This window comes from Nostoc sp. JL23 (genome assembly GCF_017115065.1).
In the GTDB taxonomy this organism is placed as follows: domain Bacteria; phylum Cyanobacteriota; class Cyanobacteriia; order Cyanobacteriales; family Nostocaceae; genus Nostoc; species Nostoc punctiforme_A.
Genome location: NZ_JABXKN010000156.1, coordinates 23,502 through 40,635 on the forward strand (window position 1 = coordinate 23,502; position 17,134 = coordinate 40,635).

At 43.9% G+C, this 17,134-nt stretch carries 13 protein-coding genes; 7 read left to right on the plus strand and 6 right to left on the minus strand.

The genetic code is table 11. The features are described from left to right. Positions 1-55: 55 nt before the first annotated feature. The 5 genes from HWQ42_RS35080 to HWQ42_RS35100 form a co-directional block, all read right to left on the minus strand. Positions 56-940: a carbohydrate ABC transporter permease gene (locus HWQ42_RS35080; RefSeq protein ID WP_292736531.1), complete on the minus strand. Its 885-nt coding sequence runs from the start codon at positions 938-940 to the stop codon at positions 56-58. Positions 941-943: 3 nt separating this feature from the next. Next, positions 944-1,855: a carbohydrate ABC transporter permease gene (locus HWQ42_RS35085; protein WP_292820706.1), complete on the minus strand. Its 912-nt coding sequence runs from the start codon at positions 1,853-1,855 to the stop codon at positions 944-946. 189 nt (positions 1,856-2,044) lie between these two features. Further along, positions 2,045-4,615: a filamentous hemagglutinin N-terminal domain-containing protein gene (locus tag HWQ42_RS35090; protein ID WP_292820709.1), complete on the minus strand. Its 2,571-nt coding sequence runs from the start codon at positions 4,613-4,615 to the stop codon at positions 2,045-2,047. 420 nt (positions 4,616-5,035) lie between these two features. Next, a complete protein-coding gene (locus HWQ42_RS35095; protein ID WP_292820712.1) occupies positions 5,036-5,569 on the minus strand; it encodes a hypothetical protein in 534 nt (177 codons plus the stop codon). Between the two features lie 159 nt (positions 5,570-5,728). After that, complete coding sequence (locus HWQ42_RS35100) at positions 5,729-7,051, minus strand: ABC transporter substrate-binding protein (RefSeq protein WP_292820715.1); 1,323 nt, start codon at positions 7,049-7,051, stop codon at positions 5,729-5,731. A 351-nt stretch (positions 7,052-7,402) separates the two neighbouring features. Here HWQ42_RS35100 and HWQ42_RS35105 point away from each other — a divergent pair, with 351 nt between their 5' ends. Next, a complete protein-coding gene (locus HWQ42_RS35105) occupies positions 7,403-8,674 on the plus strand; it encodes a sulfite exporter TauE/SafE family protein (RefSeq protein WP_292820718.1) in 1,272 nt (423 codons plus the stop codon). Continuing rightward, on the plus strand, positions 8,649-9,350 hold the full coding sequence (locus tag HWQ42_RS35110; RefSeq protein ID WP_292820721.1) for a hypothetical protein: 702 nt from the start codon (positions 8,649-8,651) through the stop codon (positions 9,348-9,350). The genes HWQ42_RS35105 and HWQ42_RS35110 overlap by 26 nt, the downstream gene beginning before the upstream one ends. Positions 9,351-9,479: 129 nt before the next feature. On the opposite strand, the gene galE is transcribed toward HWQ42_RS35110, so the two are convergent. Continuing rightward, positions 9,480-10,478 carry a UDP-glucose 4-epimerase GalE gene (gene galE / locus HWQ42_RS35115; RefSeq protein WP_292736517.1) on the minus strand — a complete coding sequence of 333 codons (999 nt, stop codon included), beginning with the start codon at positions 10,476-10,478 and terminating at the stop codon, positions 9,480-9,482. A gap of 403 nt (positions 10,479-10,881) precedes the next feature. On the opposite strand from galE, the gene HWQ42_RS35120 reads away from it, so the two are divergent. The 5 genes from HWQ42_RS35120 to HWQ42_RS35690 all read left to right on the plus strand — a co-directional run bounded on the left by HWQ42_RS35120 (position 10,882) and on the right by HWQ42_RS35690 (position 16,759). Next, on the plus strand, positions 10,882-11,532 hold the full coding sequence (locus HWQ42_RS35120; RefSeq protein ID WP_292820724.1) for a hypothetical protein: 651 nt from the start codon (positions 10,882-10,884) through the stop codon (positions 11,530-11,532). A gap of 246 nt (positions 11,533-11,778) precedes the next feature. Next, a complete protein-coding gene (locus HWQ42_RS35125) occupies positions 11,779-13,530 on the plus strand; it encodes an ABC transporter ATP-binding protein (RefSeq protein ID WP_292736513.1) in 1,752 nt (583 codons plus the stop codon). 325 nt (positions 13,531-13,855) lie between these two features. Beyond that, positions 13,856-14,911 carry a magnesium-protoporphyrin IX monomethyl ester (oxidative) cyclase gene (gene acsF / locus HWQ42_RS35130; RefSeq protein ID WP_292820727.1) on the plus strand — a complete coding sequence of 352 codons (1,056 nt, stop codon included), beginning with the start codon at positions 13,856-13,858 and terminating at the stop codon, positions 14,909-14,911. 227 nt (positions 14,912-15,138) lie between these two features. Further along, positions 15,139-16,554: a DUF4157 domain-containing protein gene (locus tag HWQ42_RS35135; RefSeq protein WP_292820730.1), complete on the plus strand. Its 1,416-nt coding sequence runs from the start codon at positions 15,139-15,141 to the stop codon at positions 16,552-16,554. 88 nt (positions 16,555-16,642) lie between these two features. Further along, positions 16,643-16,759, plus strand: a complete 117-nt coding sequence (locus HWQ42_RS35690) for a cytochrome P450 (RefSeq protein ID WP_334813362.1) — start codon at positions 16,643-16,645, stop codon at positions 16,757-16,759. Positions 16,760-17,134 lie beyond the last annotated feature (375 nt).

The window sequence follows — 17,134 nt, forward strand, 5'->3', positions numbered from 1 at the left end:
CATTTGTCAGAAATTATTATTCTCCCTCTGCTCCCCCTGCTCCCCCTGCTTTCCCTTATCCTTTTACAGCACCAGCGGTAAGACCTTGGACAATCCGGCGCTGGAAAAACAAAACTAGTAAAATTAGGGGTAATGTCCCGACGACAGTAGCAGCAGCGATCGGTCCATAGGGAATTTCATATATTGTCGCACCACCCAACTGAGCGGCAGCAACGGGAATTGTCTTCAACTCTTCACGGGTCATAAACGTCAGAGCGAAAATAAACTCGTTCCAAGCAAAAATAAAGGTGAGGATTCCAGTAGTCACCAAGGCGGGAAGGGTCATGGGTAGCACGATTTGCCAGAGTAGTTGAAAGGTGTTGTAGCCATCGACCCTAGCGGAATCTTCCAAGTCTTTTGGTAATTGTTGAAAAAAGCTTTTAAGTACTAAAATTGTCAGCGGCAAATTGATCGCAGTATAGGGTATAATCAGCGCCAGATAATTGTTACCCAATCTCAGCGCTTGGATAATTTCTAATAGTCCTAAGAACAAGAGAATTCCAGGAAATAAGGTGACAATTAGAATGCTGGCGAGGATAGCTCGTTCACCCCAAGGGCGTAATCGTGCGAGGGCATATGCCGCAGGTGCGCCGATCGCTAAAGCTACAGCTGTGGAAGTAATCGAGACAAAGGCACTGTTGAAGATGTAGCGCCAAAATGGACGACGAGTAAATAACTCAATGTAGTGATTGAAAGTGAATCGTGTGGGGAAATAGACAGTAGGAACGGCGGCAATATCCTCATTCACTTTAAACGAGGTCAGCAATTGCCATAGAGCTGGTGCTAGGCTAAATAGGACTATTAATACAACTATGATGAACAGCAAGATTTTTTTCAGAGAAAACTTGGTTCCCACTGTTCGTTTTGGAGTTGTTGGAACTGCTTGTGGAGTTACACTCATGGCTTAAATGGCTCCTGATGTTTTGGCACGATATTTGTTAAGTAAGAAACTAGCGATCGCTACCGCCGCAATCAATATTAAAAATGTCACCACTACCAGGGCTGCTCCATACCCAAAATCTAAGTAGCGCATCACCGTAGAGTAAATGTACAATGACACCACTTCCGTAGCGCCACCAGGGCCACCCCCAGTCATCACTGCAATCAAGTCAAAAATTCCGAAAGCTTGAGCAAACCGAAATAGCACTGCAATTAATATCTGTGGCAGCAGCAGTGGCAGGGTAATATTGCGGAAGCTTTGCCAAGCAGTTGCCCCATCGACCGAATAAGCTTCATAGAGGTCTTGTGATATCGACTGCAACCCAGCTAGCAGCAGGATACTGATAAACGGCGTAGTTTTCCAAACATCAGCAAAAACCACTGCTATCATCGCCAGTGTTGGATCTCCTAACCAGTTAATCCCAGTCTGAATCAGCCCCAATCGCCGCAGAATATCGTTCACAACCCCAAACTGGTCGTTAAAAATCCAAGACCACGCCAGACCAATCAAGGCAGTAGGCAAAGCCCAAGGTATAATCGCGGTTGTACGCACTATGCCCCGCCCAAAAAACGCCTGATTGAGAACTAAGGCAATCCCCAGTCCTAGCAGTAGTTCTGAGATTACCGATGCTGTTGTAAACACGGTTGTTGCCCACAAACTCTGCCAGAAACGACCATCCCCCGCCATCCGTACATAATTCTCCAAACCAGAGAATACAGGTTGTAGCTCTGTTCCCAAATTTCTAGTAAATACGCTTAACCAGAATGCTCGTAAAATCGGGTAGGCAAATACAAACAACAACAGCAGCAATGCGGGTGTTAATAAAATCCAGGCTGTCTGTTGTTCTCGATTTTTGAGTGTATGTAAATTTGTCATCGGTCATTTGTCCTCTCTTACAAAGTTCAGATCGGAGGAAACCTCTGCTCAGACTTTGCGCTTTGTCATTTGTCACTGGGAACTGGCTATTAATTCTTCTCCCCTTGCTCCCCTTGCTCCCAAGATGAAGTTAAAACCGACATTCCGCAGGTTAGCTCAACATAGTAAATAATATCTCTGACAGGCGATCTAAAAATCGCTACGGCAATTAGCTGGTTTCTGCCACGAACTATGAAGCGTGGTTGTAGGCGCATAAGCCGTTAGTACAATCTCTCCTTTTGCATTTCTCACCCACCCTTGCGCTTCCATAATCGGCGCTGGTGTCGGGTTAGTTGCCTGAGTAGAAACATCTGTACTAACGGGGTTTTCACCCCTTGGGTCGAAAGTTACCCAATCTGCCAGAACTGCATTAGGAGAAAGAAGGTCATAGGGATTGCGGGGTAAACCCCCACGTCCAGTGATTGTAAAACTGCCTTTATTTTGTGCTGTGCGCCCTTGACAGACTTGCGACACTTGAGTATCAACTGGTACGGCTGGTAAGTTAATTAATAATCCTCGATAGGGGTCAACATCAAGCGTGTTGATTTCTACAATGCCGCTTAAATTAGGTTTTGTTTGGGAAATTGCTATAATATCATTTGTCATAAGGTGACGCGGGTCTGAATCGGTAGGGCGCAACCTTTTAAGGTCTTCGCTAGTTAGTGACGCAATTCCAAAAATCTTAGTAGCGTTGATTGTGACTGTTCCCCCTTTACCATCGTAAGCATTGGCGGTGATGTCGCTGTTTTCATTTGGTTTAGCGACGATGAAGCCATGAGGGACATTGATGGTGATATAACCTCCGTTTCCACCAGCCCCTTTAGTGCCTGCTGAAGTAGAAATTTCACTCTTGCGGCGCAGTAGCAATAAGTCCTGCAAGTTCAGCGTAATATTGCCACCATCACCGGAGTTAGCTTGCCCAATGAGCCTACCTTGATTATCCAATTTGATAGAACGAGCAGTGATTTCCAAATCACCTGCCTTTTTTGTGCCTTGACTGCTCACAGTTATGTCACCTTTTAAGACATTTAATTCTTCAGCCTTAACTATGATGCTTCCCCCATTTCCAGTAGACTCCCCAGAAGTGGAAGCTGAAATTCTTGCTCCATTTTGAACAATCAATTGCCCAGTTTCAATCCTTAATTCTCCGGCATTTCCAGCGCCTTGTGTTAGGCTAAACAAGCCACTGGGATTATTTTCTGGCGAAGTTCCAATGAGTTGCATAGAGTCCCTTGCATTGACAGACAAAGTTCCTCCCCCTCCAGTAGATTCTTTATAAGTGGAAGCTGAAACCTGCGCCCCATCTTGAATAATCAACTGCCCAGTTTCAATCTTTAATTCTCCGGCATTTCCAGCACCTTGTGTTACAGTAAGCAAGCCACTGGGATTATTTTCTGGCGAGGTTCCAATGAGTTGGATAGAGTCCCTTGCATTGACAGACAAAGTTCCTCCCTCTCCTGTAGATTCTTTATAAGTGGAAGCTGAAACCTGCGCCCCATGTTGAATAATCAACTGCCCAGTTTCAATCTTCAATTCTCCGGCATTTCCAGCGCCTTGTGTTACAGTAAACAAGCCACTGGGATTATTTTCTGGAGAAGTTCCAATGAGTTGGATAGAGTCCCTTGCATTGATAGACAAAGTTCCTCCCCCTCCTGTAGATTGTAAAGAAGTGGAAGCTGAAACCTGCGCCCCATCTTGAATAATCAACCGCCCAGTTTCAATCCTTAATTCTCCGGCATTTCCAGAGCTTGTTGTCTCAGTCGACAGCCTGCTTCCTCCCAAGAGTTTTACTGACTCCGATGCGTTTACCACTAATGTTCCCCCCGATTTTGAGGCTAGGGTATCAACCGCAATACTTGAATTATCGGCGAGTGTAACGCGCCTGCCTTGTATCTGGATAGCACCACCGCCTTCACCACTAGCATTTACTGCTGCATAATTGGTAAGAGATATATCTGATCGCGCTACACTATCAGGAAAACTTAAGCCGAAATTGTTGTTATCAATGTTCAACCCTACCGTTCCTACTCCTGCCAATCCTCCTAATTCGACTCGACCATTTGGAGCATCCATGACCGCTCCTTCTAAATTCACATCGCCTCCCAATAGCACTAAACTCTGACTCTCAGGAACGGATAGAGTTGCTTCATTGACTTGAATCGACTTAATAGGCTGAGATAGAATTTGATTGAATAGAAATGCAGAAGGATTAACTCTCAGCAAGGGGTTAAGCGGATTGACGGGTGAAGTCATAGAAAATTCTCCACCACCTAGAAACCGGATCGCACTGGCTGTTGTTGCGATAAATGAACCGCCAATAATTAATTGGGAATTTCCTCCAAATATGATGCCGTTGGGATTTATTAAAAAGAGATTAGCTTTACCTTTAGCTTGAAGTGTTCCCTGGATGTCAGAGGGTTTTCCCCCTGTAACTCGCACCAAAATATTGTTGATAGTACCGACGTTACGGAAACTGACTACCTCATCAGGTTTAACACTAAAGTTGCTGAAACTATGGAATAAATTTGTATTGCCAACGGTTGTACCCCCTGTAATATCCAAGGTGATGTCGTCGATTCGCTTTACTTGAGTTCCCACAGAGGGATCGGGAGTCACCTGAGCGGATGTGCTGCCTCCTTCTATTCCAATCGCACCTACTAGAATCACCAAGCCCAACAACCCTAAGTGACAACCGTGACCAAACCAGTTTCTGAAACTCACAGAACTTGTCTCCTAACCTTGAAAGTTACTTCATTGCAAGATAGAACATCACCTTAGTAATGTTGGTGCGAACCTTTGCCCCTACCCCTCTCCAGGTAACTCTGCTGGAAGGTTAGGTTTTTTGATTACTAATCCGCTGTTGTGACAGTAGTGACTGGATGAATTTTAGGACTTACGCACTTTACCAAAGAATCATCCTGTATATCAACCTAAATACGTCGTTTCAGCCTTTTGCAAATCACCCTTTATTGCTTACATAAACTAGCAAAAACCACAGCGAAAAGTCAGATATGCGGTTCCTGCTGATCCCTGCGGCAACGCCAAAGGCAACTGAACTTTTCAAGAAAGGTATCGCAAAAAGGTAATTGAAAAATCTAATTAGAAGCCTTGAAAATCATACCTACTATTTTGACTTTTCTGTTACTGCGTAAGTCCTAAAACGTTAGCAAAGTCAAGGTTAAGAGGCAGCCAAGCTAACTGCTGACTATGATAAGATAGAGCACCATTTGTTCCGTTATAGCTGAAATAATCAGGTAATCTGATACCCCAACCAACTATTGTTAGAGAAGATTCATGGCCACCAGTGAGAATGGCCTTACCACCTCCTCGAACTAAGTAGTCTTTACCTGATCTAGCTATTAGAGTGTCATCGCCTTTATAACCGTTGGCGTAATTGACGCTGCCAATAGGATCAATAGGAGGGGTAGTAATTTCAAGACGATCGTCATAAACTGAGAAGTCTGTAATTGTATCAATACCGCTACCTGAGTAATTCAGGACAAAGGTATCTCTACCAGTACCACCAGTGAGAATGTCATTACCTCCTCCTCCAACTAAGTAGTCGTTATCCGACCCACCTATTAGAGTGTCATTGCCTTCATAGCTATTTATTTGATTGTTTCCTTGAGTCGCAGTTAAATAGTCGTTTCCAGGGGTGCCTTGAATAATTGCCACGTTTGTTACTCCCGGATAAATGAGTGTTTCTACTGTTGATCTTAATTAGCAATTGGCATTACAGATGAAATTGGCTAAGAAGTCAAAAGTTAAAGGGCAAGCATAGAACTGATGAAGTCTTAATTCTTTTCTTTTTACTTTTTACTTTTAGCTTTTGACTTACTTTCCCCTGCTCCCTGCCCCCAACAGTCGCCGCGTTTCGGCAGCAGCAGCTTGCATTGCTCGTTCCGAATTCATTCGACCGGATAAGGCGGCGCTGAGATAACGCTGTAAAATATCTGATGTCTGAGCATATTGCGCGATCGGCGGACGTAAAACTGCATTGTCTACGACCTGCAATAACTGTGGATAGTGGGGGTATTTCGCAACAATACCTGGGTCTGTAAACAGTTCCCGACGACTGGGCACATAGCCGGCACTGAAAATGAATCGGCGCTGTGCTTCCCGACTGGTAAAATACTTAATTGCTTTCCAAGCTTCTTCAGGATGTTGAGAAGATTTCGCAATCCCTAAACCCCAGCCCCCTAGACAAGCCGCTCCCGTCTTCCCAGGAGCATGAACCATCGGTTTAATTGCAATTTTGCCCCGGATTGGCGAATTTTCTGCCTGGGCTAAAGGCCACGCATAAGGCCAACTGCGTAAAAACGCTACTTGACCACTTTGAAACAAACGGCGGGTGTCTTCTTCTTGATAGGTTGTGACTCCAGGAGGAGAAACGCCTTCTTTAACCGTACTACGCAGAAACTCAATGGCTCGTAATGTTTCTGGTCGATCTAGTCCAACTTCGAGGGTGTCGGGTTTAACCCAGAAGCCACCAAAGCCATCAAGGATTTCTGCAAACATCGCCACAAGTCCTTCATATTGGCGACCCTGCCAAACATAGCCCCACTTCACCTGATTTTTCTTCTGCAAGACTTGGGAAATTTGGAGCAAATCATCAAAGGTTTCTGGCGGTTGCAATCCCGCTTGTTTGATTAAATCTTCCCGGTAGTAGAGCATTCCCACGTCGGAACGCACTGGAATGCGGTACAGCTGGTTTTGATAACGTCCCCCTTCTACATCCTGGGGTGAAAATTCTGCCAACTCCTGTTTAGAAATGCGATCGCCTAAAGGTAGCAACCATCCCGCAGCAGCAAACTTGGATGTCCAGATCACATCCATATTGATCAGGTCATAAGGGGATTCACCCAAGATAAAAGATGAGGTATATAGGTCTTCGAGCAAATTTGTGGCATTCGGCCCTTCAACCAAGTTAATGCGAATACCTGGGTTCTCAGCCTCGAAGTCTCTAATTAAACCCTGCCTCCAAGGTTCGGCATCAGGGGCAGTCATTAACAAATTGAGGGTAACTGGTTGCTGCGAAAGTGCTACCCAACTGAACAATATAATGCTCAAGAGAGTTGCCAGAAAAACCCCTATATGTAGATAACTTTGTTTTTGGATAAATTTTTGCAACTTGTTTATTGGCTTTCGGTACAACATTATCAATGTAGCGATCGCTAGTAGTAATTATTAGGAAATAAAAACATAAAACATTTCCAAAAAGATTATTTCGTATTATTTTTTTATGGTCTATTATAAGTAAAATTAATTTATCGAACAGAATTTAGGAGTCAGGAGCGGAGCCGGAGACGCTTCTGAATTCTTCTTCAATAGAGAAAATATCAAGTTTGACGCTTTGTCTTTTGACAGCGATCGCAACTTCACTTACAGTTCCGCACTAGAGGAGTGTTGAGTACTGAGTAAAGAAGAAAAGAAAAAATTTCTTATTACTTCTTCAAAATCTTTATTCGGACACTCAGGACTCATAACTCAGAACTCGGAACTTTTTTTATGGTAGATTTGTTGCTGATTGCAATCCTGGGGTTCCTGGGGAGTTTTGGACACTGCTTTGGGATGTGTGGCCCGCTAACAGTGGCATTTTCTCTGTCTCATCAGCCGAAAATTCCACAAACAGTCTCCTTGGGACGGATATCAACCTTAGAAAAGCCCGATACTTGGCAACAGCAATTAAAATTTCATGTCCTGCTAAACCTGGGGCGGATGTTGAGCTATGCTCTAGTCGGTGCTGGCATTGGGGCGCTAGGTTCGGTATTACTGCAAGGTGGACAGCTAGCGGGTGTTGGCAGCGACTTCCGGCGCTGGATGGCAATTCTGACTGGTGTGATGTTGATTTGGTTTGGCTTAGGACAAGTAAAACCCGATTTACTACCGCGTATTCCCGTGTTACATCCCCTATTGCAAGGTAGTTTACACGATCGCCTCAGCAGAGGAATGGTTAAACTTTCCTTAAAAACCAAATGGTGGACGCCAATGCTTTTAGGGATGACTTGGGGTTTAATGCCCTGTGGTTTCCTGTATGCTGCCCAAATTAAAGCCGCTGAAACTGGCAATTTATGGATGAGTACAGCTACTATGCTGGCTTTTGGCTTGGGAACCTTGCCCACGATGTTAGGTGTAGGGGTTTCCACATCATTGGTAAGTAAAGACAGGCGCAGTCAGTTGTTTCGATTAGGTGGTTGGGTAACACTCACCATTGGCGTCATCACCTTGCTGCGGACTGGCGACACAATGGTAGATTACACCGGACACGCCGCCTTAATCTGCTTAATTTTGGCGTTAATTGCGCGCCCGATTAGTGGGTTGTGGGCTTCACCACTGCGTTATCGTCGCGGCTTGGGTGTGGGATCTTTTGTGCTTTCTGTGGTTCACACCTTCCACATGATAGAACACTCATTGCAATGGAATTTTGCCGCCTTTTCGTTTTTGCCACCAGAATTTCAGTGGGGGATGGCTGCGGGTGCTGTAGCATTGGTATTAATGTCCCCCGCCGCTTTTACAAGTTGGGAATCGTTGCAAAAATCTTTGGGCAAGCGTTGGCGACAGATTCATCTATTGGGTGTGCCAGCCTTGCTCTTGAGTGCCATTCATACTGTGTTGATTGGTTCCCATTACCTGGGTTCCTTGCAATCAACTTGGGGAAATAAATTAGCGGCAGTACTGATGGTAATTGTTACTCTCAGTGTCTTGCTAGTGCGATCGCGCTTTTTCTGGTCAAAGTTAGCCGTAGAAAAGTTTTATGTTCCCCCAACCAAATCGCGGTAAATCATCCTTATTTTCTGGCTCCATTTTAACGAGTCAAAAACAGAGGCGTTACCCTCAAAAAGGTATTTTCTGGAAAAATCAAGGAACAATAAAGTATTTATTATTCCTGAGTTGCTTAGTTATCTCAATAACTAATCTTTACCCTGCTTTTGCTCATAAGGTGGAAGTAGCCTCAGATGTTGGCGGCACTCTCCACATTGAACCAAATGATAATCCCCGTGCTGGAGAACCAAGCCAAGCCTGGTTTGCACTTACCCGCAGAGGTGGAAAGGTGATTCCCCTGTCACAGTGTAATTGTCAGTTGGCTGTTTATGCCGAACCTTATGCAACCGGAGAGCCACCACTGTTAGAACCACAGTTACAACCTGTGGCAGCCGAACGTTATAAAGGCATTCCAGGTGCAGAAGTTGTCTTTCCCAAACCAGGGCTTTATCAGTTGCAACTAAATGGAAAACCTGTCTCTGGGGCAAGATTCAAACCCTTTGAATTCAAGTTTGAAGTGACTGTGGCAGGAGGCGGGTCTACACAAAGTACACGAAACCTGCGAGATGTCAATGGTGATTTAGTAGAGGGTCAATCTCAACAATTACCAACTTGGGCGATCGCACTGCCAATTCTCGGATTTATCGGCATCTTAGTTGTCGTCATGCAAAGTATGAGGAGGGGTGGGGAGTAGGGAGGAAGCAGAGGGGCAGGGGAGCAGGGGAGCAGGGGAGCAGGGGGAGCAGGGAAAGCAACAGTGGAATAACTAATGCCCAATGCCCAATGCCCTATGCCCCATGCCCCATGCCCTATGCCCATACCCTTATTTATGTCGCTTCTGATGCCACTGCCACGCGTGAGCGACAATATCTTGGATAGATGGATACTGAGGCTGCCAGCCTAAGACTGTTCTGGCTTTGTCGCTGGTGCCAATGAGAATTGGGGGATCGCCAGGACGGCGATCGTGTTCTTCTACTGGTATCGAAATCCCTGTGACTTGTTCGACTGCCGCAATGACTTCTCTAACAGAGAAGCCGCTGGCATTGCTCAAATTAAAAACTTCGCTATCGCCACCTTTTAATAAATATTCCAATCCCAAAATATGGGCATCTGCTAAGTCATTAACGTGAATATAATCTCGAATACACGTACCATCGGGCGTGGGGTAATCTGTGCCGAAAATTGAGATGGATTTTCGTTTGCCTAAAGCTGTCATTAGCACCAAAGGAATTAAATGGGTTTCTGGGTTGTGATCCTCGCCCAGTAAGCCATCGGGATTAGCACCAGCAGCATTGAAATAGCGAAAACGCACTGATTGCAAACCGTAAGCGACATCAAAATCAGAGAGAATCCTTTCTACCATCAGCTTTGTAGCGCCATAGGGATTAATCGGATTTTGGGGATGGGTTTCTGGAATGGGCACGAATTGCGGTACCCCGTAGGTGGCACAGGTAGAAGAAAAGACAAATTTCTTTACAGATGCTGTCAGCATCGCTTCTAACAGGGTCAAAGTACCAAGGACGTTGTTGCGGTAATATTTGGCCGGATCAGTCACCGATTCTCCTACGTAGGCATAAGCAGAAAAATGCATCACCGCAGAAATATCGTGGGTTTTAAATACATGATCGAGCAAAGCGCGATCGCCTGTGTCCCCAATTATCAGTTCTACCTGTAAAACCTTTTCTACTAGATCGCGATGTCCATAGACCAGATTATCAAGTATGACAACGTTATAACCCGCTTTCTTCAAAGCAAGCACTGTATGGGAACCAATATATCCAGCTCCTCCCGTTACGAGAATAGTAGGCTTTCCAGGCGACATAGTTTTTCCTTTTGAGTCGATTACTTAATTAATTTAGTTTACCGGTACTATATTACTCTTCTGGAAAATTATAAATAATAGACGCAGTGTCAAAAAATTGCACTAAAATCACTACGACGGTAGTCTTTGGGTGTGAGGTTTGAGAAATTTTAAGTCAAACAGTACGATTACAATTTGACAATAAAATAAATCCATTTCCCGAAACCTCTAGGTTGAGCCTTACGGGTGACGCTTATAACGTCGCTATCAGTAAGAATTCGCCAGTTGTTTTATGCAGGGAAACCATGCATAGCAGTCTTTTCTGGGGGCAACCCCGATCGAAACGGACTGCCTCTCCTAACGGAGACGCTACGCGAACACCACCACACTGGCTCACTGCACCAGCAAATTTGAGAGTTAGTCTATGTTTCTATTGTTAAGCCGGGTACTGCTGTGGCTGCTGATTGGCACTATCGTATATTCTCTGTTCCAGCGATTTTATCCTTCTGGAACTTTTGTCGGGCGATTAATCTTAGTCGTTATCTTGGTAATCGTAGCCCTATCATTTCTTAACCCCAATGAACCTGCTGTGGCGTCGTTGTGGAGGATGCTATCTTTTCCACTCAAGCCTCTAGGAGCCTCTGTTTTACTGATGATTCTTGCCGCTCAGAAAATCAAAGGAGGTGGAATAGAGAAACCAGGAGGATACTTGATCGGTTGGGCACTGACGATTTTGCTGTTAGCAAGTACACCAGCAGTCGCCTATTTCCTTTATAGAGCACCTCTAGCAATGACGGGTGAAACATCTGTCGCTAGTGCTACACCAACATCCGGGACACTGGTGGCATTAGGGCAACCCACCACAGCGAACATTTCAGATGTAACGGGCGATCGCATTCTTTCTTATAATTTGAGAGTGCCTCCGTACCTGTTACAAGGAAATCCTCAAGATATTCGCACACGCGGTTTACGACTTGAAGACTTTGTACCGGATTCACAAACTTTGCAATTTACAACAAGAACTTGGGAAAGTTATCTCCTTGAAGTTTACAGGTTCATGCGTGTTCAGCGTTAATCAGGCAAGAGAACAATACTTAGTTCGTAGTGAGCGCTTGAGCGATCAATCCCAGGGCTAAAGTCCTGACTACGAACTTGTTTCTTCATTAAAGTTTCTGTGGTGAACTACTAGTACCGAACGGCAATGACTATCCAGTTAAAAGAGGTAACAAAAGCTGAATTTATAACCAGCGATATTTCCTCTGCATAGCTGCCTTCTTGGACTAGCAGTTAATCTAGATGATAAAGTTGCACAATTGCTTTAATGGCAAAATCTCGACGAATCGCTAAACTCAGTGCTTATCTACGACCCCATTGGCGGGAAGCCTCCTTGGGCATTCTCGCTTTGTTGTCTGTCAATGCACTGGGTGTTTATATCCCTTGGTTGATTCGTGCTGGTGTTGACAAACTCTCAACAACCTTCATCTGGAACCAAATACTACATTACGTAGTAGTCATTGTCTTGCTCAGTTCGGCGATGTGGCTAATGCGGATGGCATCACGCATTTGGCTATTTGGGGTGGGACGGCAGGTGGAATTTGACCTGAAACAACGGATTTTTGAACACTTACTCAAGCTGGAGCCTGCTTATTTTGCCAGTAATACTGCTGGCGATTTGATTAGTCGGGCTACTAGTGATGTGGACAATATCAAGCGGTTATTAGGTTTTGCGGTCTTGAGTTTGGCAAATACGGTGTTTGCTTACGCCCTGACACTGCCAGTAATGCTAGCGATTAGTGTGGATCTCACCCTAGCCGCCCTAGCAGTGTACCCTTTTATGCTCTTGTTGGTGAGTCTGTTTAGCGATCGCTTACGCAAACAACAAGCAAAAGTCCAAGAGCAACTCTCTGACATCAGCGAACTCATCCAGGAAGATATTAGTGGCATTGCCTTAATTAAAATCTATGCTCAAGAAGCAAACGAGCGTCGAGCTTTTGCCAAGAAAAATCAGCAGCTATTGACTGCTAACCTAGAATTGGCAAAAATCCGCAATACACTGTTTCCGCTAATTGGTGGGCTAGCTAATATCAGTTCACTGGTAATCATCTGGCTAGGGTCGGCACGAATGTCTGCTGGGACACTTCAGGTTGGCGATTTTTTAGCATTGTTAATTTATGTAGAGCGCCTGGTTTTTCCCACTGCTCTTTTAGGATTCACAATTACTGCCTACCAACGCGGTGAAGTTAGTATCGATAGGCTTGAATCTATTCTTTCTGTCACACCAAAAATTAAAGATGCAGCTGATGCCATACATCTGCCAATGGCTGAACTCAAAGGCGAAGTGACAGCTAAAAATCTTACCTACAGTTACCCGGGTTCCACTACTCCAGCTTTAGCAAATGTTAACTTTACCATTGCTCCTGGAGAAACTGTAGCGATTGTTGGGGCAATTGGTTCGGGGAAATCTACTTTGGCCAATGCTTTACCGCGCTTGTTGGATATTGAATCAGGACAATTGTTTTTAGATGGGCTAGATATTACTAAGATCGCTTTGACAGATTTACGAGGTGCGATCGCCTACGTTCCTCAAGATAGCTTTCTATTTAGCACTACAATCAAAAATAATATTCGCTACGGCGATCCAGTTAGCGAACAACACCAGGTAGAATCTGTCGCTAAACTTGCCCAAATTGAATCAGAAATTCACAATTTTCCCCAGCAATATGAAACTATTGTTGGCGAACGCGGTATTAATCTTTCTGGCGGTCAACGGCAACGTACTGCTTTGGCTCGAGCAATGTTAGTCAATGCTCCAGTGTTAATTTTGGATGACGCTCTCTCTAGTGTAGATAATCAAACAGCCACGCAAATCCTCAAAAATCTCTCCAGTGGTACTGAACGTAAGACAGTAATTTTTATTACGCACCAATTATCAGCGGCGGCGGCGGCTGACCGAATTTTTGTAATGGAAAAGGGAAAAATTGTTCAGACCGGCAATCACTTAGAACTTTTACAACAACAGGGTTTATACAGAACTTTGTGGAGCCAACATCAAGTTGAGGAATTACTGCGGTGAAGGAGGCAGAAGGCAGGAGGCAGGGGGCAGAAGGAAAGAATTATGATTGAGTTAGGGACTGGGGATTGGGAAAATTTGAATCGGGATTCAGACCCCAACCAATCCTTAAAAAAATTTCTTCCCCAGTACCCAGTAACCACTCCCAGAGCGCCCATTACTCACCTTCAAGCTTGGCTGAAATTGGGGAATTCTGGGTGTGCGACCCGTTGAAGAAAAATTCAGAAATTCCGACTTTACTAAAGGATTGTGAAGAGGTCTAGCTAAATAATCATATTTATCATAACTTTATAGTTATAGAACTATTGAATCGATTGCCTCATTACTCATGGTTAACACCCTACCTAAGCTAGAAGTTAAAACCCCCAGCAAAGAAACTGTACTCACCCCGCGGTTTTATACTACAGATTTTGAAACCGCAGCCAAGCTGGATTTGTCTGCCCAGGAAACTGAGTTGCAGGCAATGTTAACAGAAATGCGGACAGACTACAACCGCCACCATTTTGTTCGCGATGAAGCGTTTGAGCAGTCTTGGGAACACATTACCGGTGAAGCAAGGCAGGCGTTTATAGAGTATTTGGAACGCTCTTGCATTTCTGAGTTTTCCGGCTTCTTGCTATTCAAGGAATTATCCCGCAAGCTAAAAAATCGCAGTCCAGTGCTAGCGGAAATATTTCAAATGATGGCGCGTGATGAAGCCCGCCATGCTGGATTTCTCAACAAAGCAATGGCCGATTTTAAACTCTCCCTTGATTTAGGCACTGTTACTAAAACCCGCACTTATACCTTTTTCCCGATTGAATGGGTACTTTATACCGTTTACCTCTCAGAAAAAATCGGCTACTGGCGTTACATTATTATTTTCAGGCATTTAGAAAAGCACCCAGAAAACCAGTTTTATCCCATATTCCGCTACTTTGAGAGTTGGTGTCAGGACGAAAACCGCCACGGGGATATATTTAAAGCATTATTGCGTTCTCAACCGCAACTCTGGAACACCTGGAAATCTAGGCTGTGGAGTCGCTTTTTCTTGCTATCAGTATTTGCTACTCACACCCTGACAGTTCATGAACGTTCCGGGTTCTACAAATCACTGGGACTTGATGCCACAGAATTTGATATTCAAGTTGTCCGCAACACCAATGAAACCGCAGGACGGGCTTTTCCGGTGATGTTGAATACCGAACATCCTAAGTTTTTCCCACGTCTGCAACGCTGTGCAGGTTACAACTTGAAAATTGCAGAGATTGAAGGTAGTTATAATCCAAAATTGGTGAAGCTAATTCGCAAACTACCTTTGATTGCAGCAATTGTTTGGAATCTGCTGTTACTTTATCTCATCAAACCAATTGATACTGAAGCTCTGCGGGGAACGGTTCGTTAGCTATTTATTAGACATCTATCGGTGAAATTAATTATGTGTTCTGAAGAAGGCATAATTAATTTCACTAGATGTCAATTATTGAGTATTTGCTAGCTTAATGATGACAAAACTAGACTAAAGTCTATATATAAGTATGTCAATAAAATAGTTATATTTTTGTATAGAAGATACTGGAATGCAATAGATAAGAGGTTACTAATTAATCTAGAAAATGTAGGAATTGAGAGATGAGCGACATTAAAAGACAAGCCGCTTTGCCTTTACCCACATGGAAGCGACCCCACATCGGGACATCAAATTTTACGAATCCATCGCTTGTCTCATCCAATATTCCCACATTGGCCAATCCAACACGCGGTTTTGGTTTACCAACAAATAATAATACTCCACTCGATACAGTCATGGAAGTAGCAGGCGACCTTCAAGAAGCCTCGTCTGCTAATGAGCAATCATTAGAACCAGAAGCTATCAAAGAAAGGCCTCTTGTTCACGACATTAGTCGGATATCTTTGCGTCGTCCACAGCCGCAACTTATAGGTAGCCAGCCAAAAGACCAGTATGAGCAGTCAGCCCCCCAGTCAGCTGACCAGATTATGCTTCTACCTAGACCTAAGTCAAATATAAATATCGGTGGAATAGATTCACATATAGTACAACGAGAATGTGCAGATTGTGAGCAAGAAAAACAAGAAGGACAAACCGAGTTGTCGCTACAACGCGTTAGTGATAACAGCGTTCAGACCCAAGACAATATTGAAAGTCAGTTAAATAATAGTAAGGGTGGAGGAAGCCCGTTATCTCCCGAAGTGCGAGACTTTATGGAACCACGCTTTGGTAGTAAATTCGACAATGTGCGAGTACACACTGACTCCAATGCTACGCAGATGAATAAGTCATTGAGAGCGCAGGCCTTTACTCATGGTAGTGATGTTTACTTTAGCGCCGAGAAATCACCTGGTAATAACGAGTTGACAGCCCATGAGTTAACCCATGTAGTACAGCAGACAGGAAAAGTGCAGAAACAAAGCGATGCATCTACAGCACCAGCCCCTGTTGAACAGACATCTAGTGGTATGCCGCCCAAAAAAGGGACAACTAAAATTGACAAAAAGAATACCACAATTACTGCTTCGGGAAAAAATATTACCGAAGCAATTACAAACTTAACATCACAAGGAAAAGGCGAAGCGGGCAGTGTTACTTGTGCCCCCACAAAAGATGTCAAAACTTACCAAGCAGAAGATCAATCCGATGAAATTGTCTACGAAGCAGATATTTTAGTAACAGAAACTAAGGCAATGCCCGTCTGGACGGAACTCGACCAACAATGCGAACCCGTTAAAAAAGAATGGGCAAGGTTTTATAGCGCTCTTGATACACACGAGAATGGGCACATTAGTATTGACGAGAAGGCTTTTAAAGATTTACACAAAAAGCTTCTTGGCAAAACAACCTCAGTATCTGACAAGATTTTTAACGATACTTACGCCCAAGCAAATACTGATAACAACGCCTACGACACCACAACGAAACATGGACTCACTCAAGGTACAGCAGTAACTCCTGTACAGTGCGGCCCAGAAAAAGTTTCTCAAAGTGGAGATGAATCGGATGCAAAGGTAGAGGTTCAAACTCAACAATAGAAGTGAAAACACCATAACGCAAACCTGCTAATAATTTTCGCGTTTACACCGCCAACAAGTGCAATCGAGTCATTTCGATATTCTAAGCTTGCTAATAAAAGCAAAAGATGAAAATGGCGAGAGCATGAGCGATGCCGAATTAAGAGATAACCTCTTAACTTTACTCAATGCTGGTCACGAAACTACTGCTACTGCCCTCGCTTAGGCTTTGTATTGGATTCATCAACAGCCAGAAGTCTATCACAAACTGTTGTATGAATTACAATGTTTAAATACCCCGACCTGCTCCTTATTTCTCAACTTCCTTATCTGACAGCAGTTTGCAATAAACTTTGCGGATTTACCCTGTAGTTGTTTTCACTTTTCCGAGAATTACTATACGCTCTGTTTGATTTTTTTGTATTTAAGGTTAATCTTATAAAAGATTGCCAAATCAATATTTAATTATGTAAATTATATAAGAAGTCCAATTATTTTCAAGATTTTTTTATCAGTCACAAGTTTCGGATGCAGAAATGTTGAATACTGATACAAAACTTTACATAGATAGTTACACTAACTCTAAAAAGGCTAAATTAGT